Annotated in this window: 15 protein-coding genes; 10 read left to right on the top strand and 5 right to left on the bottom strand. The window is 72.9% G+C overall.

Annotated features, from left to right (window positions below; genetic code table 11):
- Window positions 1-78 precede the first annotated feature (78 nt).
- Together ACGFH8_RS23920 and ACGFH8_RS23915 are read left to right on the top strand one after the other, a co-directional pair.
- The gene (locus ACGFH8_RS23920) at window positions 79-897 is read left to right on the top strand and encodes a class I SAM-dependent methyltransferase (protein ID WP_393370780.1); all 819 of its coding nucleotides are present in this window, start codon (window positions 79-81) and stop codon (window positions 895-897) included.
- A 57-nt stretch (window positions 898-954) separates the two neighbouring features.
- Window positions 955-1,518 (top strand): YciI family protein, encoded by a 564-nt coding sequence (locus ACGFH8_RS23915; protein ID WP_393370779.1) that lies wholly within the window; start codon window positions 955-957, stop codon window positions 1,516-1,518.
- A gap of 96 nt (window positions 1,519-1,614) precedes the next feature.
- Here ACGFH8_RS23915 and ACGFH8_RS23910 read toward each other — a convergent pair whose 3' ends face one another.
- Entirely contained in the window at window positions 1,615-3,858 is a 2,244-nt protein-coding gene (locus ACGFH8_RS23910; protein WP_393370776.1) for an AAA family ATPase, read from the bottom strand.
- Window positions 3,859-4,051: 193 nt separating this feature from the next.
- On the opposite strand from ACGFH8_RS23910, the gene ACGFH8_RS23905 reads away from it, so the two are divergent.
- The 5 genes from ACGFH8_RS23905 (at window position 4,052) to ACGFH8_RS23885 (ending at window position 12,513) form a co-directional block, all read left to right on the top strand.
- Window positions 4,052-6,949: an AAA family ATPase gene (locus tag ACGFH8_RS23905; RefSeq protein ID WP_393370773.1), complete on the top strand. Its 2,898-nt coding sequence runs from the start codon at window positions 4,052-4,054 to the stop codon at window positions 6,947-6,949.
- A gap of 135 nt (window positions 6,950-7,084) precedes the next feature.
- Window positions 7,085-7,855: a DUF5995 family protein gene (locus tag ACGFH8_RS23900; RefSeq protein ID WP_393370772.1), complete on the top strand. Its 771-nt coding sequence runs from the start codon at window positions 7,085-7,087 to the stop codon at window positions 7,853-7,855.
- A gap of 380 nt (window positions 7,856-8,235) precedes the next feature.
- On the top strand, window positions 8,236-8,637 hold the full coding sequence (locus tag ACGFH8_RS23895) for a PH domain-containing protein (protein ID WP_393370769.1): 402 nt from the start codon (window positions 8,236-8,238) through the stop codon (window positions 8,635-8,637).
- Between the two features lie 87 nt (window positions 8,638-8,724).
- A complete protein-coding gene (locus ACGFH8_RS23890) occupies window positions 8,725-10,821 on the top strand; it encodes an amino acid transporter (RefSeq protein ID WP_393370767.1) in 2,097 nt (698 codons plus the stop codon).
- A gap of 174 nt (window positions 10,822-10,995) precedes the next feature.
- The gene (locus ACGFH8_RS23885; RefSeq protein ID WP_393370764.1) at window positions 10,996-12,513 is read left to right on the top strand and encodes a hypothetical protein; all 1,518 of its coding nucleotides are present in this window, start codon (window positions 10,996-10,998) and stop codon (window positions 12,511-12,513) included.
- A 134-nt stretch (window positions 12,514-12,647) separates the two neighbouring features.
- Here the strand turns inward: ACGFH8_RS23885 and ACGFH8_RS23880 are convergent, their stop codons facing one another.
- On the bottom strand, window positions 12,648-13,607 hold the full coding sequence (locus ACGFH8_RS23880; protein WP_393370761.1) for a TIGR03557 family F420-dependent LLM class oxidoreductase: 960 nt from the start codon (window positions 13,605-13,607) through the stop codon (window positions 12,648-12,650).
- A gap of 91 nt (window positions 13,608-13,698) precedes the next feature.
- Window positions 13,699-14,613, bottom strand: a complete 915-nt coding sequence (locus ACGFH8_RS23875; protein ID WP_393370758.1) for an NAD(P)-dependent oxidoreductase — start codon at window positions 14,611-14,613, stop codon at window positions 13,699-13,701.
- A 96-nt stretch (window positions 14,614-14,709) separates the two neighbouring features.
- On the opposite strand from ACGFH8_RS23875, the gene ACGFH8_RS23870 reads away from it, so the two are divergent.
- A complete protein-coding gene (locus ACGFH8_RS23870; RefSeq protein ID WP_393370756.1) occupies window positions 14,710-15,051 on the top strand; it encodes a winged helix-turn-helix transcriptional regulator in 342 nt (113 codons plus the stop codon).
- Window positions 15,052-15,135: 84 nt separating this feature from the next.
- Here ACGFH8_RS23870 and ACGFH8_RS23865 read toward each other — a convergent pair whose 3' ends face one another.
- Window positions 15,136-15,342, bottom strand: a complete 207-nt coding sequence (locus ACGFH8_RS23865) for a hypothetical protein (protein WP_306271566.1) — start codon at window positions 15,340-15,342, stop codon at window positions 15,136-15,138.
- A 252-nt stretch (window positions 15,343-15,594) separates the two neighbouring features.
- On the opposite strand from ACGFH8_RS23865, the gene ACGFH8_RS23860 reads away from it, so the two are divergent.
- Together ACGFH8_RS23860 and ACGFH8_RS23855 are read left to right on the top strand one after the other, a co-directional pair.
- A complete protein-coding gene (locus ACGFH8_RS23860) occupies window positions 15,595-16,422 on the top strand; it encodes a hypothetical protein (RefSeq protein WP_393370752.1) in 828 nt (275 codons plus the stop codon).
- Window positions 16,419-17,168, top strand: a complete 750-nt coding sequence (locus ACGFH8_RS23855) for an Asp/Glu racemase (protein ID WP_393370749.1) — start codon at window positions 16,419-16,421, stop codon at window positions 17,166-17,168. The genes ACGFH8_RS23860 and ACGFH8_RS23855 overlap by 4 nt, the downstream gene beginning before the upstream one ends.
- A gap of 18 nt (window positions 17,169-17,186) precedes the next feature.
- On the opposite strand, the gene ACGFH8_RS23850 is transcribed toward ACGFH8_RS23855, so the two are convergent.
- Entirely contained in the window at window positions 17,187-18,344 is a 1,158-nt protein-coding gene (locus tag ACGFH8_RS23850; protein WP_393370747.1) for a low temperature requirement protein A, read from the bottom strand.
- Window positions 18,345-18,446 lie beyond the last annotated feature (102 nt).

Genomic DNA, 18,446 nt, shown 5'->3' with positions numbered 1-18,446 from the left:
AACTGTTCGTGCCCGACGAGGAGGCGCTCGTCCGATACCGTGGCACCACCGTCAAGATCCACGAGGAGGATGTGCCGAGTGCCGACGACAGCTTTCGACGAGCACGAGCGGTCGCGGTGGGCCGGGCGCGCGGCGGCGTTCGACAGCAGTTTCGCCGCCCTCTGCGCCCATCCCGCCCCAGCGTTGCTGGACGCCGCGGGCGTCGCCGCGGGCCTGCGGGTGCTCGACGCCGGCACCGGCTCCGGGACCGTGGCCAGACTGGCCAGCGCGCGCGGCGCAACGGTCGTGGCCGTCGACGCCGAACCCAGCATGGTCGAGATGGTGCGCGGCCGCGTCCCGTCCGCCACCGAGGTTCGCCTCGCGGCCCTGCCCCACCTGCCGTTCCCCGGCGGGAACTTCGACGCGGCCGTGGCGAACTTCGTGATCAATCACGTCGGCGATCCGCTGGCCGCGATCAGCGAACTGCGACGGGTCGTCCGGCCGGCCGGACGGATCGCCGTGACGATCTGGCCCGACCCGCCGCCCGAGGCGCAGCGGCTGTGGGGCGCGGTGTTCGACGCCGCCGGGGTCGACCGTCGGACCTCGGCGCCGACGGTGGACGCGGAGCGGGACTTTCCGCGTACCCCCGACGGGTTCGCGGGTTTGTTGGACGCCGCAGGGCTCGCCGACGTGCGCTGCGACACGATCACCTGGGCGCATCGCACCCACCCCGAGGCGTGGTGGAGCGGCCCGGCCAACGGCATCAGCAAGGCGGGTCTGGTGCTGGCGGCACAGCCGCCGGACGTGATCACCCGGGTGCGTGCCGCGTACGACGAGCTGACCGCCGCCTACCGGGACGCGGACGGCCTGCTCGTCCTGCCGACCGCGGCGCTGCTGGCCTCGGCGTCCGTACCGTAGGCGGCGGGGCGACACCCGGCCGTCCGGAGGTCCGGCACCACGTCGAGAATGCCGGCCATGGAGTTCCTCTGCTACCACCGCGACCGGCCCGGCTCGGCGACGTTGCGCGACGAGTTGCTGGCCGAGCACTGGTCCTACATGGATCGGTACGCGCAGAAGTTGATCGCCCGCGGCCCGACCTTGTCCGGCGACACGGCCACCGGCAGCGTGCACATCGTCGACGTGCCCGATCCGGCCGCCGCACGGGCGTTCGCCTTCGACGAGCCCAACTACCAGGCCGGCGTGTACCGGGACGTGCTGCTGCGCCGATGGCGCAACACGCTGGGCCGCACCATGTGGGACTTCCCCGGTGGTCGGACCGGCGGCAACCGCTACCTGGTGCTGGGCCTCGGCGAGGGGCAGGCCGTCGACCTGCCCCTGCCACCCGACCCGGACGAGCTGATCGCGTACGGGCCGCTGCTGTCCGACGACGGCGCCACGTGGCTGGGCACCGCCGCGCTGGTCCGAGCGCCGACCCCGGACGCGGCGCACGCCATCCTGACCGCGGACCGGTACGCCGCCGTCGAGGTGCACAACTGGCAGTTCGGCGGCCGGCCGTCCGGGAACAGTGGTTCGTCGTGACGTACCCGCCTCGGCCGGGGTCCTCGTGCCTCGAGCTGGACCACTCCGAGTCGGATAGTGGTCTCACCCCGACTCGGTCCGCCGTGCGGCGGACCCTCAGGCTGAGTCGGCCAGGCCGTCCGGCTGGTGGATCAACGGCGGGCGGGGTACGGCGCGCCTCGCGCCGGGCGTAGCGCCGACGCCGGGTCCGGCCGACCCCGCGACGATGGGCGCCACGCGGATCGCCACCGGGACGCGGCCGACGTCCGAGGGCCAGTGACCGCCCCCGTTGGCCCGCGCCGCCGACACCGTCGCGGCCGAGGTCGGTGGCACGTCACCGGCCGGCGCGACGGCTCGGAGCCGGTTGACGCCCGCCGCACGGTTGGCTGCCCGGGGCAGCGCGGCCGGCGGAGTCGCCATCGTCGGGGCGGGGAGGCGCGGCGGGTTGGATCCTGGCGCGGGGGCCAGCGTCACGAGGGCGGTGTCGCGGCCGACCCGGGAGCGCACCGCGTCCAGCCGTACGACCTCGGCGGGCCGGTTGGCCGAGCCGTCGCCGAGCGTACGAGCGACGGGGTTCACGGCAGCGCCGTGTGGCCGGCGGGCGGTGTCGTGGCGCGGGACGGTGGCGGCCCGGCGGGTGAAGACGGCCCGCAGCGCGCGGGGCAGCCGCTCGGCCGCGACCTGGCACAGCGCGGGCGACGCGAACCCGTACCCGCCGGCGTGCTGGGGGATGAGCAGCCCGGCGGCGACCAGCCGGCGCAGCGCCGACACGGACCGTCCGGGCGTCCAGCCGAGGGCCCGGTCGACAGCCGCGCCGGAGATCACGCCGCCGAGGACACCGGCGGCCATCAGGACCGCCCGCCGCTCACCGTCGAGGTGGTCCAGCTCGGCGCCGACGGCCCGGCGTACGGCCTCGGGCAACGGGAGCGCCGCCGGGTCGGCCCCGGCCACGATCGACGCGACGTATGCCGCCGCGTGCCCGGGTCGGCCGCCCACCAGCGGTAGCAGCCGGTCCACCAGGGGGACCGGCTGACCGGCCCGGGTCAGGAGGTGGCGCAGCAGCCGCCCGGACTGCACGGTGGCCAGCGGGCGGATCGTCACCCGGCGGGCCGAGCCGGGCCGGGTGTCGGCCCACTGCGGTTGGTGCAGCGTGATCACGGCCAGTGGTAGGCCCCGTGCCGTCGCCGCGCTGAACAGCGCACGCAGGAATCCGCTCACCGCCGGCGCCGCCCGGTCCACGTCGTCCACGGCGACGACGAGCGGCACCTGGGTGGCCAGGCGCAGCAGGACGTCACGGCAGATCGCCGCGCCGGCCATCGCCGCGGCCGAGCCGTCCGGGTTGGCCAGCATCCGCTGGAGCGCCGGGACGGCGGCGGCGACCCGCTCCGGTGGGAACAGGGCGGTCAGCGCGGCGACGAGCCGGTCGTGGACCGCCGCCGGGCCGTCACCGCGACGGACCCCGGCGACGCCACGCAGCAGCTCGGCGACCGGTTCCAGGACCTGATCCGGGTACGGCTGGCAGGCCGTCACCGACCAGTGCACGAGTGCACCATCCACAGTGGTCATCCCACGGACCAGCTCGTGCAGCAGCCGGCTGCGTCCACTGCCGGTGGGCCCGACCAGGGAGATCCAGCACGGCTTCCGCTCCCGGATGGCCAGGGTCAGCTGGTCGCGGATGGTGGCCAACTCGCGGCGGCGGCCGATCAGCGGGCCGTCGTGCCTGTCGACGCCGGGACGCACCGGACCGACGGCGTGCCAGACCGGCACCGGCGGCACGTGGCCGGCGACCGGCACCGGCGGCAGTTGACGCTGGTTGATCAGGCCGGCGGTGGCCCGCGCGGTGGCCGCGCAGAGCGCGACGGCGCCCGGTGGCGCGTACTCCTGGAGGCGGGCCGCGGTGGTGATCACCGCGCCGCTGGCCACGCCGTGCCCGCCGCTGACCGCGTCGCCCAGGTCGACCACGACCTCGCCGGTGGCGACACCGACGCGCACCCGAAGTCGGATGTCCCCGACCATCGGTCGGCGGTCCAGCGCGGCCTGGATCTCGAGTCCGGCGCGCACCGCGCGGTACGCGTCGAAGCCGTCGGAGTGCCGAGCGCCGAAGAGCGCCATCACCGCGTCGCCGACGTACTTCTCCACCACTCCCTGCCAGCGGTGCAGCACGCGGGCGACGGTGTCGAAGTAGACCCGCTGCAACGCGCGGACGTCCTCCGGGTCGAGTCGGTTCACCAACGCCGTGGAGCCGACGATGTCGGCGAAGAGCACCGTGACGGTGCGTCTCTCCTCGGGGACGGGCCAGCGCGGGGTCACGGGTCGCCGCGCGTCGCCGACGATGATGCTGGTAGTGGTGGTGGTGATCATGGTTTCGCACCAACCCTTCTCCCCGCTGATGCCTGGTGACCTCCGGAGATTGGCATTCCTGGGCTGACGGGGGATCTGCCGAACGACGTATGTCGGCCACTCGCAACCTTTAGTCGCAAAGTCGACGCGAGGAGTACCACAAGCGGCACTTGGCCGTAGAACGCTTCGGGGATCGGTGATTAGGCTGCGTGCCATGGCCAGCGATGTGGACACCGCACCGCTCGTGGGCCGGACCGCGCTGGTGCAGACGGTTCGGTCCGCGCTGCTCGGTGACGCCGCGCACGGGCAGACCGCCGCCGTCTTCCTGACCGGTGAGAGCGGTGTGGGCAAGACCCGCCTGTTGGGTGAGGTCGGCGACCGCCTGCGCGCGCAGGGCGCCGTGGTGCTCACCGGCAGCTGCCTGGACATCGGCGACGCCTCCCCGCTGCACCCGCTGTTGCAGGCGCTGCGCCGCTTCGACGCCGACCTGTCCAGCGCGCACGCGCGCACCTCCTCCGCCGTGCGGGGGCTGCTGCAGATGTTCGCCGACGAGACCGCCGGCCCGGACGGCGCGGGCGCGTTGCTGGAGCGGGTCAGCCGCGGCCTGCACCTGATCGCCGAGGGCCGGCCACTGGTGCTGATCCTCGACGACCTGCAGTGGGTCGACCGGAGCACCCGACAGTTGCTGCTCTACCTGTTGGCCGGGCTCGGCGACCTCCAGCTCTCCGTGCTGGCGGCGGTGCGCGCCGAGTCGTTGCAGGGCGCGCACCCGCTGCGCCGGGTGCTCACCGAGCTGCGTCGGCTGCGGACGGTACGGGTGCTCGACCTGGCCCCACTGGACCGGGCCGACACCGAGAAGCTCGCCGCCGCCGTGGTCGGCCGACCGCTGGCCGCCGAGGCGGCCGATCAGGTCTGGCAGCGCAGCGGCGGCAACCCGTTCGTCATCGAGGAGCTGGCCCGCGATCTCCGCGACGGCCGCGACGGCCTGTCCGAGACGCTGCGGGAGATCTTCCTCGACCGGGTCGACGCGCTGCCCCAGCACGCGCACGCGGTGGTGCACGCGGTCGCCGCGGGTGTCGAGCCGGTCCAGCACTGGCTGCTGGCCCGGGTGCTGCGGTTGCCCGAGGACGAGCTGATCGAGGCGGCCCGCGCCGCGGTGGCCCATCGGCTGCTGGTCGGCGCCGACGACGGTTACCGGCTGCGGCACCGCCTCGTCGCCGAGGTGCTCGCGCACGAGCTGCTGCCGGCCGAGCGTTCCGGGCTGCACCGCCGCTACGCCGAGGCGCTCACCGCCGCTCCGGGCGAGCTGCACCAGGCGCGTCTGGCGCACCACTGGCGGTTGGCCGGTGAGCCGGCACGCGCCTTGCCCGCCGAGGTGGCGGCGGCGCAGGAGGCCGAGCGGCTGCACGGTTACGCCGAGGCGCACCGGCACTGGTCGGCGGCGTTGCAACTGGCCACCGACCCGGTTCCGCTGGGGGTGGACCGGGTGGAGTTGCTCAAGAACGCCGCCGAGTCGGCCCACCACTGTGGGGAGCACGCCCGCGCGCTGGCCCTGCTGGAAGAGGTGGCCGCGCTGCCCGGTGGCGAGCCGAGCGCGCTGCACATCCGCCGGGCCCGCTACCTGGCCGCCGCCGGTCGCTCGGCGCTGGCCGAGGAGGAATACCAGCGGGCGCTGACGGCGGCCGACTGTTCCCCGCGCGACCGGGCCACCGCCGCCGCCCGTCTCGCCGAGCTGCTCCTGCACCTGGGTCGCTACGCCGACGCCGGCCAGCGGGCCCGGGAGGCGCTGGCGTTGGCCGTCGACGTGGAGGGCTCCGCCACCGAGGTGGTGTTGGCCAGCGCGGCGCTGGGCTTCAGCGACGCCTACCTGGAGGACCCGGACGCGGGGCTCGCGGTGATGCGCGACGCCCTCGAGACCGCCGAGCGCGCCGGGCAGCCCGAGGATGTGGCCTGCGCGTACCTGCACCTGGCGGAGCTGTTGACCGGGCCACTGAACATCCTCGAGGAGGGTGTGGTGGTGGCCCGGCGCGGTGCCGAGCGGGTCGCCGAGCTGGGACTGGGCCGCACCTGGGAGACCCGGCTGCTGGCCGTCGCCATCAACGGGCTGTTCCGGGTGGGCCAGTGGGCCGAGGCGGAGAAGGTGGTCGCCGCCGCCCTGCGGCACCGACCGTCCGGCGCGGACGCCGTGGAGCTGCTGCTGGCCCGCTGCCGGCTCTCGGTGGGCTACGGCGACATCGACGCCGCCAGCCGCGACCTCGACGCGGTGGCGACCCTGCTCGCCGGTGGCGGGGCGCGACACGTCATTCCGCTGCTCACCCTGCGCGCCGGGCTGGCCATGTGGGAGGGCCGGCACGACGTGGCGCGGTTGGCGGTGCAACGTGGCCTCACCGAGAGCCGTTCCGACGACGTGACGATCCTGTCGGCGCTGGTCTGGCACGGCCTGCGGGCCGAGGCTGAGGCGCACGCCAGCCGTACCGTGGCGGTGGACCCGACGGTGGTCCGCCGGCTGCGCGACGTGGCGGACCGGGTGGCCCGCAAGAGCGTCGGAGCGGCCCGTCCGGTGCGCTCGGTGGTGGAGGGGTTCCTGGCCCTCTGCGCCGCCGAGGTGAGCCGTCTCGACAGCAGCGACCCGGACCTGTGGGCCGCGTCGGTCGCCGAGTGGGATCGACGCCACCACCCCTACCCGGCGGCGTACTCGCGGCTGCGGCAGGCCGAGGCGCTGCTGGCCCGGCGCAGCCGGCTGGCCACCGCCGGCAAGCTGTTGCGGGAGGCGTACCGGGTGGCGCAGGGTCTGGGCGCGGTGCCGCTGACCTCGGAGATCCGCGAGCTGGCCGGGCGGGCCCGGGTGTCGCTCGAGGAACGCGAGGCTCTCAACGGGACGCGGGGGGCGCCGGCCGAGGCGTCCGACGACGAGTTGGCGGCGCTCACCGCACGGGAGCGGGAGGTGCTCGCGCTCGTCGCGGAGGGCCTGACCAACAGGGAGATCGGGCAGCGGCTGTTCATCAGCGAACGGACCATCGGGGTGCACGTGTCGCATATCTTCGACAAGCTCCAGGTCCGGACCCGCGTCCAGGCCAGCGCGATCCAGTTGCGCAACGTCGTCCGAAGCTGACGCTCGGCCACCGCCCACCGGCGTGTGCGCGCCGGGATACGTCGTTCTACTGATTCGGTGAGTGGGTGTCGGCTGAGAGGCTGGGCCGCGTCGACGACGGCACGGGGGATGCCGCCGACCACTATGGAGGCAGAGATGATCGAAGCGGTCTGGGGGCCCGTGCACCGGGACATCGTCGATCTGCTCGCCGACCATCCCGCCGACGTGCCGGCCGTGGTCGATCACCTCACCAAGCTGCAGGACCTGCTCGTACGGTTGCCCCCGTTGGAGGCCAGTTGCCCCCTCGCGGACTTCAACAGGCTCTACCTGACCATCACCAGCAGTGTGTTGGACGGCTTGTACGACGACCGTTTCGTCGACCCGGCCTTTCTCTCTCGGCTGGACGTGGAGTTCGCGGCGCGGTATTTCGACGCGATGCGGCTCTGGACCGACTCCAGCCCGGGCACTCCGAAGGCGTGGTCGTGCCTCTTCGAGCGGATGCGTGGGCCGGACGCCCGCCCGCTGCCGTCGGCGGCGGCGGGGGTCAACGCGCACATCAACTTCGACCTGCCCTTCGCCCTGGTGACCACGTTCGACCACCTGGAGTCGGAGCCGGTCGACGGCAGTGACCAGCACCACGACTACCTGGAGATCAACAAGATCTTCGCGGACAAGATCCCCGGTCTGCGCCGGGGCTATCTGGAGCGGTGGCAACTGCTCATCGACATGCTCAACGGCGACATCGACGACTGGTACCAGGGGGAACTGGTCGAGTACACCCGCGATGTCGCCTGGCGTAACGCGCAGAAGATCTGGCGGTGCCGGCACGATCCGGACGCCCGCGAGTGTGAGCGCACGCGGTTGGACGACAACGCCGCGGCGCTCGGCCGGCTACTGCTCTCGCCCCTCGGGGCGTTCCTGCAGTAGCCGGGACGGGGGGTCCCCGCGCTCCGCCCCGTGGGGGGTGGCGGAGCGCGGGGGCGCGTCCCAGCAGATCCACCCGCCCCTGGTGTCCGGCCGGAGTCCGGTCGGGCCCGGGAGGTGCAGCCGGTCGGCCCCGGGGGGTGTCGACCGTCTGCCACCGTCGGCCGGCCCCGGGGGGCGCCGGCCGACGGTGGGGGAGGGGCGTGGGGCTCGTCGGTGACGGTGGCGGCCGTCGGGGGGTGTCGGCGGGCTCATAGCGGGTACGCCCGCGCCATGACCGTCCTGGCCCGGCGTCGGCCCGCCGCCCGCCCTCGGCCCGCGCGGCCCGGCCCGCTGCGGCCGGGTGGCCCGGTGCCGCGACCCACAGTTCGTCCCGGTGCGCGATGACAGGTGCCGCGACGCGGTTCGCGTTCCGCTTCGATCCGGTGTTCCGCCCGGTCTTGGCGCTGCTGGGGGTCCGCCCGGCGACGACCTGGGTCGCCGTCACCGACCGGGACCTGGTGATCCGGTACGGGCCGTGGCGGTTGCGGACCGACCGGGAGAACGTGACAGCCGTCGAGCTGAGCGGCCCGTACCGCTGGTGGCGGGTGATCGGGCCGCACCTGTCGCTGGCCGACGGAGGTGCCAGTTTCGGCAGCAGCACGGCCGGCGGGATCTGCCTGCGCTTCGGCACGGCGGTGCCGGCGGTGGTGCCGGGCGGGTGGCCACGACACCCGGCGGCCACGGTGACCGTCGCCGACCCGCCCGCGCTGGCCCGTGTGCTCGCCGTTCCGGACCTGTCCTGAGCTGGCCATCCACCTGCCCGGTTCCGCCGGTCGGGTCCCGCGCCACCACCTACCGTCGGATCAGGACCTGTGAGGGTGGGACTGGCGATGGGTGACGAGCACCGGGCGAAACCACGACGTTGGAACGGGCGCCGCCACGCGCCGACGGGACCGGACCCGGCGCTGCGGGCGGCCCGCGACCCGGCGCGCCCGCACCGGGGCGGCCGGCCGGGTGTCGTGGTGCCCGAACGCGTGGCGACGGCGGCGCGGTCGTCGCCGCCGGCCAGTCCACTGCGCCGGTGGCTCTTCCAGCACCAGGTGCAGCCGCCGGGCCCGGAGGCGGGCGAGGGACAGAACCGCCGGCACGCCTGGTGGCAGGTGATGTGCCTGACCGGCGTCGACTACTTCTCCACGCTGTCGTACCTGCCGGGCATCGCGGCGGTGGCGGCCGGGGCGCTGTCCCCGCTGGCCACCCTGCTGATCGTCGTGCTCACCCTCCTCGGCATGCTGCCGATGTACCGGCGGGTGGCCCAGGAGAGCCCGCACGGGCAGGGGTCGGTGGCGATGTTGGAGCGCCTGCTGCCGTTCTGGCGGGGCAAGATCTTCGTACTCGTGTTGCTCGGCTTCGTGGCCACCTCCTGGATCATCACGATCACCCTGTCCTCGGCGGACGCCACCGTGCACCTGCTGGAGAACCCGTACCTGCCGGACGCGCTGCACGGCCCCGCCGTCCCGGTCGTGGTCACCGTGGTGCTGCTGCTCATCCTCGGCGGGGTGTTCCTGCTCGGCTTCCGCGAGGCGGTGGTGGTGGCCATCCCACTTGTCGCCGTCTTCCTGGTGCTCAACGCGGTGATCGTCGTGGTCGCGGTGGCCCAGCTCGTCGCCGACCCGGGCATCGTGTCGGACTGGACCGCCGCGCTGACCACGAGCGGCGGCGGGCCGGGCCACGTGCTCCTCACGGCCGTGCTGGCGTTCCCGCTGTTGGTGCTGGGCCTGTCCGGATTCGAGACCGGGGTGAGCATGATGCCGCTGGTCCGCGCCGACGGGGCGGACAAGCAGGCCCGGCTCGCCGCCCGGATCCGCAACACCCGCCGGCTGCTCACCACCGCCGCGCTGATCATGTCGGTGTACCTCATCTCGACGACATTCGTGACCACGGCGCTCATCCCGCGGGAGGAGTTCCGACCCGGAGGGGCGGCCAACGGGCGGGCCCTGGCGTTTCTGGCGCACGCTCACCTGGGCGAGGCCTTCGGCACCGTCTACGACGTGAGCAGCGTGCTCATCCTCTGGTTCGCCGGCGCCTCGGCGATGGCCGGGCTGATCAACATCGTGCCGCGCTACCTGCCCTCGTACGGCATGGCACCGGAGTGGGCGCGGGCGGTGCGTCCGGTGGTGATCGTCTACACCGTCGTCAGCGTCGCCATCACGATCGCCTTCCGGGCCGACGTCAACGCCCAGGCCGGGGCGTACGCGACGGGCATCCTGGCGATGATGGTCTCCGGCGCGGTGGCGGTGACGATCTCCGCGGTCCGCCACCACCAGCGCGCCACCGCCGTCGGTTTCACACTGCTGACCCTGGTGCTGCTGTACGCGTTGCTGGAGAACGTCATCGAGCAGCCGGACGGGATCACCATCTCCGCCCTGTTCATCCTCGGCATCATCGTGGTCTCGTTGGTCTCCCGGGTCACCCGGACCACCGAGTTGCGCGCCGAGCGGATCGAGTTCGACGAACCGGCCCGTCGGTTCATCACCGAGTCGCTGGCCCACGACGGGCAGCTGCACCTGATCGCGAACAAGCGGCAGAGCGGGTCGGTGAAGGAGTACACGATCAAGGAACGGGCGCAGCGGGGGATGAATCCGGTGCCCGGTGCGGCGGACGTGCTGTTCCTGGAGATCGACGTGGTGGACCCGTCGGAGTTCAGTCAGGTGCTGCGGGTGCACGGGATCGAGGTGGGTGGCTTCCGGGTGTTGCGGGCCAGCAGCTCGGCCGCGCCCAACGCGATAGCCGCGATCCTGTTGGCCCTGCGGGACGCCACCGGGGTTCGGCCGCACGCGCACTTCGAGTGGTCGGAGGGCAGCCCCATCGCGCACCTGGCGCGCTATCTCATCCTCGGTCGGGGCGACACCCCGCCGGTGGTGCGGGAGATCATCCGGCGGACCGAGCGGGACCCGCTGCGTCGCCCCGGCATCCACGTCGGCGGGTGACCCGACTGCCCGTTTGACGGGGTTGAAAGATGAATAGGGGCACTATTCACGTTCACACCTTCCTGTCCGTATTGCGGACCTATCGTGACGTTTGGCGGTCGACGCTACGTCGAGCGCCCCGCGCCCGGATCGGCGCGCGGTCACGTCTTGTCGGCAGGAAGGCAGGCACCTTTGATGTCCACTTACCAAGGAGGAGACCGCGAGATCCGACCCAGACGGCGGTCCCGCTGGTTCTTGGCCAGCGGGTTGCTGGCGGGAAGCCTGGTCGTGGGAGGAGCCGGCGTGGCCGGTGTGGCCGCCGCGGCCGACCGTGACCTCTCCCTCCCCGGTCTGAGCCGGCTGAGCACGCCGGCCGGAAACGACGACGACCGCCGTGCCGGCGACCAGGGTGGGGCGCGGCGCGACCCGGACGGGGCCGAACGGGGACACGCCCCCAGCCCGGGCACCGGCAAGCGGGGAGTGGTGTCGGTGCCCTGCGACGCCGCGAAGCTGGTGGCGGCGCTTGTCACGGCCAACGCCGAGGGCGGCGCGGAACTGCGGCTCGCGCCCAAGTGCCGCTACCTGCTCACCGAGGCGTTCCACGAGACCGACCAGTACGACGGGGGGATCCGCGACGCGCGGGAGGCTGCCGACGCCGCGGAGACCCCCGGTGACGCCGACGCGCCGCCGCACAACCCGGCCGACGACACCGCCGGCCTGCCGGTGATCTACCAGGCCATCACGATCGACGGCGCCGGCGCCACCATCGCCCGCGACGCCCAGGCCGCGCCGTTCCGCTTCTTCACCGTCCGCGACGGTGGCGAGTTGACCCTGCGCGACGTGGAACTGCACAACGGCCGCTCGGCCATCGAGGGCGGCAGCGTGCACGTGGTGCACGGGGCGACCGCCGTGGTGGAACGGGTCACCGTCTCGCAGAGCACCTCGCTGTCCCCGGAGGGCGGCGGCGGTGGGATCTTCAACGACGGCAACATGGTGGTCACCGACTCCACATTCGTCGGCAACAGCGCCTCCGGTGCCGCGGGCAAGGGCGGGGGCCTGCTCAACGGCGGTGTGTTGACGCTGAAGCGCTCCGAGTTCCACCACAACAGCGCCAACGGCTACGGCGGCGGGCTCGGCAACTATCGCGGCGCGGCCGACGTGGAGAGCGTCTCCCTCACCCAGAACAGTGCGGGCCAGGGCGGCGGGCTGGCCAGCTTCTCGGCCCGGACGAAGGTCTCCGACACCGAGTTGCTGGACAACACCGCCCAGGTCGGCGGCGGTGCCGCCAACTCCGACGCCGTGCTGGTCATGCGCACCATGACCATCCGCGGCAACACCGCCACCGTCAGCGGTGGCGGCATCTCGACAGTCAAGGGTCTGACGCCGATCGACGACAGCGTGATCGACGGCAACACCACCCACGGCATCGGCGCCGGCATCTACGCCGAGAAGTCCAACCTGCTGGTCCGCGGCAGCGACGTGACCCGCAACAGGGCGGTCGGCGCGACGTCCAAGGGCGGCGGAATCTACGCCACCGCGGGCTCGGTGGCGATCTACACCAGCAAGATCACCCACAACGCGTCGACGGTGAAGCCCGGTGGCATCTTCGGCGAGCACGCCCAGGTCAGGATCGACGACGAGAGCGTGGTCATCGAGAACGAACCGACCAACTGCGAGGGCAGCGCGGTACCTGTCGCGCACTGCTTCCGCTGAGCGGACCCCCGGGGCCGCCCATCCGGCCGCCCGGACGATCACCACGATCGTCCGGGCGGCCGTTCCGACTTACCGGTGCGACCGTCTCGGGCTGGCGTCGCCCCCGCCCCGCCGTTGGGACACCTCCCGGCAGTTCAGGACATGGCGCGCAGCCGGGCGGCGAGGGTGCCGGCGAAGAAGTCGAGGAAGCCGTCCGGGTCGGGGCCGGCGTTCTGCAGGACGACGTGGTCGAAGCCGGCCTCGACGTACGACCTGACCTTTGCCACGTGCGGCTCCGGGTCGGGGCCGACGGCGAAGAGCTGGCGGACGTGCTTCTCCTCCACGTGGGCGCTGGCGGCGTCGAAGTTGACCGGGTTCGGCAGTTCGCTCATCACCTTCCAGCCGGTAACCATCCATCGGCTGGTCTGCAACACCGCCTGCACCGCCTGCTGCTCATCCGTGGCCCAGGCCAGCGGCACCTCGGCGTAGCGCGGACCGGAGCCGTGGGCCCGCTGGTAGTGCTCGACGATCGAGGCCTCCGGCTCGGTGGCGAACAACCCGTCGCCCAGCTCGGCGGCGAGCCGGGCCGACGCCTCGCCGCTGGCGGCCACCGCGATCACCGGCGGGGTGTCCGGCAGGTCGAAGACCCGGGCGTCCTCCAGGTGCAGGTGCCGGCCCTCGTAGGACTGGTAGCCGCCCTGCCAGAGCAGTCGGATGATCTCCAGCGCCTCGCGGAGCCGCTCGTGCCGTCCCCGGACGCTGGGAAAGCCCTGCCCGACCACGTGCTCGTTGAGTCGTTCACCGGCTCCCACCCCGAGGGTGAACCGTCCGTCGGAGACCAGCGCCATCGTCGCCGCGGCCTGCGCGATGATCGCCGGGTGGTAGCGGACGGTCGGGCAGGTGACGCCCGTCGCGAGACGAAGGGTGCTGGTCCTGGCGGCGATGGCGCCGAGCACGCTCCAGGTGAACGACGAGTGGCCCTGCGCCTCCAGCCAGGGGTGGAAGTGATCGCTCATCTCGACGAAGTCGAATCCAGCCTGCTCGGCCAGGACAGCCTGCCGGATGATCTCCTGAGGGCCGTACCCCTCCGCGGCCAGCTTGTAGCCGATCTGCATGCCACGCCCCCGCTCGTCGTCCGCCGGCTGACGCGGGTCGGTTCCCGGCCTCCGCCTCGACAAACACCGACGACGCCCGCAGACCAGCCTCCTAGGACGCCGTACGGGGTGTGCGGCGCGTCAGCAGGTCGACCACGCCGGCCAGATCCTCCTCACCGGCGCCCTCGCCGGCGCCCTCGGCCAGGCGGCGGCCCATCAGCGCGAAGAAGGGGTCGAGCAGTTCCGCGCTGACACCCTGCTGCTCGGCGGTGCGCAGGAAGGTAGGCGTGCCGGCCACCTGCATGGCGAGAGTGGAGACGACATTCGTGGTGTAGTCGCCGCTGCGCAGCCGGTCGGCGGTCTGGTGCACGGCCGGGGCCATGGCGACGAGCCAATCGGCGAGCAGTGCCGCGAACGCCGCGGGATCGATGTCCTCCCCGCGGATCAGGGCGAAGGCGTGGGTGACCCCGGCGAACATCCCGTACATGCCGCTGAGCAGGGCCACGTCGTACAGGGCCGCGAAACCCGGGTCCTCGCCCACGAAGGTGGTGCCGACCGGGACACCGAGCGTCTCCCGGTGCCGCTCGAACAGCTCCCGCGAGCCACTGTAGAAGACGTAGCCGCCAGCCTCCGGTACGCCGATCATCGGGGGGACAGCCATGATCCCGCCGTCGAGGTAGCGGGCACCCCGCTCGTGGGCCCAGACGGCGCGGGCGCGGGCCTGGGCGGGGGTGCTGGTGGTCAGGTTGACCAGGTCCCGGCCGGCCAGGTCGACGCCGGCCATCGCCTCGTCGACCGAGGTGTCGTCCAACAGGCAGACGACGACGAGGGTGTTCGCCGCGACCGCCTCGGCGGCGCTGGTCGCGACCCGTGCGCCCTCGGCGCCGAGGACAGCGGCACGGGTCGGGGTGCGGTTCCAGACGGTGAGCCGGTGACCGGCGGCGAGCCAGGCGCGGGCCAGCGCGGAGCCCATCGCGCCGAGCCCCAGCATCGTGACGGAGGTCTTCTGCACAGCGTTCGGTGTCATGCCGATTAGGCTTGTCGGAAGCACTCCGGTGATCAAGTACGCACCTCGGAGTGGGTGCTTACCCCCGGGTGAGCGAGGAGGTCGGAAGGGGTGGCCATGACGACGCTGAACCGGCCGGGCGCAGCAGAGGGACACATCTGTGGGATCGACGCCGCGATGGAGGTGATCGGCGGCAAGTGGAAGGTGCTGATCCTCTGGGCGCTGCACGAGCACCCGTACCGCCGCTTCGGCGAGCTGCGTCGACTGCTGCCGGGGATCACCGAGAAGGTGCTGGCCTCGCACCTACGGGAGATGGAACGCGACGGCGTCGTGCACCGTGTCTCCTACGACGAGGTGCCGCCCCGCGTCGAGTACTCGTTGACCGTCGACGGCACGCGACTCAACGAGGCGCTCGAGCCGCTGGCCGCCTGGGGGCGCGAGCGGCGGGCCGGCGCGTAACGTCTCGGGACGGCCGAGCCGTCCCCGTGCGGACACCGGCCCGCGCCCCGGGGGTCGAGGGGCGCGGGCCGGTGCACGTCTGTCCTACTTGGAGGGTTCGGGCAGCTTGCAGTCGACCTTGGGGTTGGCGCCGATGTAGTTCAAGGGCCCGGCCACGATGGTGACCAGGATGGTGCCGGCCTCGGCGCAGTTGGTGTCGTCGCCGCTGTAGTAGCCACGCTGGCCGGCGGCGACAGCGCCGATCACCAGCCAGATCACGACGATGACTCCGAGTATCGAGGTGCCGCGCATCGCTGCCTCCTGAGGAAATGTGGTGGATCTGAGGTGCAGTCGTTGTACCCAATTGGGTCGTGCGGCTAACTGACACCGAGGCGGGGCCACGCTGGATCCCCCATCCGGCCGAGGCCGTCCGCCGTTGCGTACCGCCCGGGATCGGCCGCTCGCACGGGGTAACGCGTGTCGGCTATCGGATCGGCGACCGATCCCGCCGTCGCACCGTTCGGCGGACGTAGAACTGCCTCACGGCCCCGCCGAGGAGGACTCATGGACGCCCCGACACCGCACCTGTACATCGACCGCCCCGAGGACGTGGCGGTCGCGGCCCGCGCGCTGGCTCGCGGCGCGGTCGTCGCCGCGGCGTTCGCCAACTTCTACGTCATCGTCACCCGTCCCGACGAGGCCACCGTCCGCCGGGTCAACCTGGCCAAGGGCCGCCCAGCCCAGCAGGTCGGCAGCATCACCACCGCGATCGGCCGGATCCCCGGGATGTTCGACTGGACGCGGATCTCGCCCCGACTGCCGGTCGGTCGGGTGCGGGCACTGATGGACGCCCTCTACGGCGCCGGGCCGTTCGGGTTCCGGGGGCCGGCGGCGGAGCGGCTCCCCGAGCACCTCACCCAGATCGACCAGGGGCTGCGCACCACCCAGGTGATCGCACCGGGCCTGACCTGCCCGTCCAACCTCTTCTTCGAGCGGGCGCTCGCCGAGACCGGATCGGACCACCTCTACATCACCTCGGCGAACAGGTCCCGGCATCTCACCGGCGCGGCCGAGGAACCGGCGCACTGGAAGGCTGGCGCCCTCGCCGCCGACTTCGCCCACCTCGACGACCTGGTGGTGCTGGCCCACCGGGACGAGTCGGCGGCCCGCGCCGCGTACCCGGGCTACCTCACCACCTCCGTCACCCTGCTCTCCTTCCACGCGCCGGACGGCGACCTGGAGGAGCCGCCGGTGCTCACCGTGGACCGGCACGGCTCGCTGCACCTGGACGACGTCCGGCGCGCCGCCGCGCCGCTGGGCCTGCAGGTGCGCCTGGGCGGCACCGCCGCGCAGCGGCTGCAGGTCCGCGCGTACACCGGGGTACTGGTGTGAGCGGTTACCGCGTCGGCCTGGTCGTGCCCAGTTCGAACACCACGATGGAGACCGAGATCCCGGCCATGCTGCGCCGCCGCGAGGCTGTCGACGCGACGGTCCGTTTCACCACACACAGCAGCCGGGTACGACTGCGTCAGGTGACCCCGGACGAGTTGGCCCGGATGAACCGGTCCGCCCTCCGCTGCGTCGCCGAGTTGGCCGACGCCCGCTGCGACGTGCTCGCGTACGCCTGCCTGGTGGCGGTGATGTGCGAGGGCCCCGGCGCGCACGATCGGGCCGAGCGGCGGCTGGGCCGGGCGGCCGGTCGCGCCGGGCACGACATGCCCGTGGTGAGCAGTGCGGGGGCGCTGGTCGCCGGGCTGCGTGTGCTGGGAGCCCGTCGGGTGGCCCTGATCGCGCCGTACCTGCCTCCGTTGACCGCGACCGTCGCGGCCTACCTCGCCTCGTACGGCGTGCGGGTGACCGAGGCGGTGAGCCTGAGCGAGCCGGACAACGTGGCGGTGGGGCGCATCCCCACCGCTCACCTGGTCGAGCTGGCCGAGCGGCTGGACGTGACCGACGTGGACGCGGTGGTCCTGTCCGCCTGCGTACAGCTGCCGTCGTTGGCGGCGGTGCCGAGGGTGGAGGCCCGGCTCGGCCGTCCGGTGCTCACCGCGGCCACCGCCACCGTGCACCAGTTGCTGACCACGCTGGGTGTCGAGCCGTACGTGCCGGACGCCGGGCGGCTGCTCGCCGGGGTGTGAGCCGGGCGGCCGGTCGGCTCAGTGCGGTGGGGACGGGGCCTCGGGTGGTTTGCCGTAGCTGCGCCGGAAGTCCGCGTAGGCCACACCGATCAGCACCAGGAGGGCGCCGAGCGAGGCGAACACCGGCGGCAGGTAGAGCACGGCGGGCGCGATCGTCAGCAGCGCCAGCACACCGCCGGGGCGGGACAGTGACACCCGGCTGAACACCTCGTACTCGAAGGACGCCCGGCCGGCCAGGAAGAGGGCCGGGCCGCCGAGGATCACCGCCGCCCAGGCCGGCGGCGTCCGCCCGGTCGAATCGTGCAGCACCAGGTCGAACCCGGCCGCCGTGGTCACCACCCCGGCCACCATCAGCAGATGGGTGTACGGCGCGGTGAACAGGAACTTGCTCGGTGACCCGGACCCCTTGATGGCCATCGGCAGCAGCTGACCGGACTTGTGCACGTAGATCCGCCAGAGCAGCAGGGTGGTCAGGAACGCCACCGCGAAGGCCCCGATGTTCTGCGCCTCGCTGTGCGCCTCGCTGAACATGGTGCCGATGGTCAGGATGGCGTCGCCGAGGGCGATGATGAAGAACTGCTGGTAGCGCTCGGAGAGATGCTCCGCCGTGACGTTGCGCTGGGGCTCGGGCACCACGCCGAGCCCCGGCACCGGGTACGCGAGCCGGAAGCCGACGTAGTCGATGGCGAGCGCGAGGGCCCAGCACGCCAGGCGGGCCTCCCCGCTGACGAACGCGCCGATGATCCACGGGATCGCGGACACCGCGAACCAGATGAAGATGCGTGCCGCGCGGCGCTGGGTCTGCGGCTCGCGGCGGACGGCCGGCATCAGGAACAGTCCGCGCCCGAGGTGGATCGCCACGTAGGTGCCGGCGAAGGCGAGCCCGCGGTCGCCGAACGCGTCCGGGATCGCCGTGGTCATCAGCAGCGCGCCGAACATCACGGCGCTGATCAGCAGCTTGATCTCGGTGCGTTCCGGGTTGTACAGGTCGGTGACCAGTGTGGTGATCACCCACGTCCACCACACCGCGGCCAGCAGGATCAGCGCCTGTGCGGCCCGGTGCCAGTCGAGCTGGTCGACCATGCCCTGGGAGATGAGCGTCAGGGCGACCACGTACACCAGGTCGAAGAAGAGCTCGAGGAGGGTCACCCGGCGCGGGGCCTCCGGATCACGCACCGGAGGACGACGGGACCGCGGGGACCCGGGCTCCGGCGCGGCGAGGTGCACGGGCTTCTCCTGCGGAACCTGTCGACTCGACGGACCTGTCCGGCCCACCTG

Origin of the sequence: Micromonospora sp. NPDC049175, from assembly GCF_043197345.1 — a bacterium.
Lineage (GTDB): Bacteria > Actinomycetota > Actinomycetes > Mycobacteriales > Micromonosporaceae > Micromonospora.
Note: the sequence above shows the minus strand (reverse complement) of the source record. Positions and strands in the feature narration are given on the sequence as shown.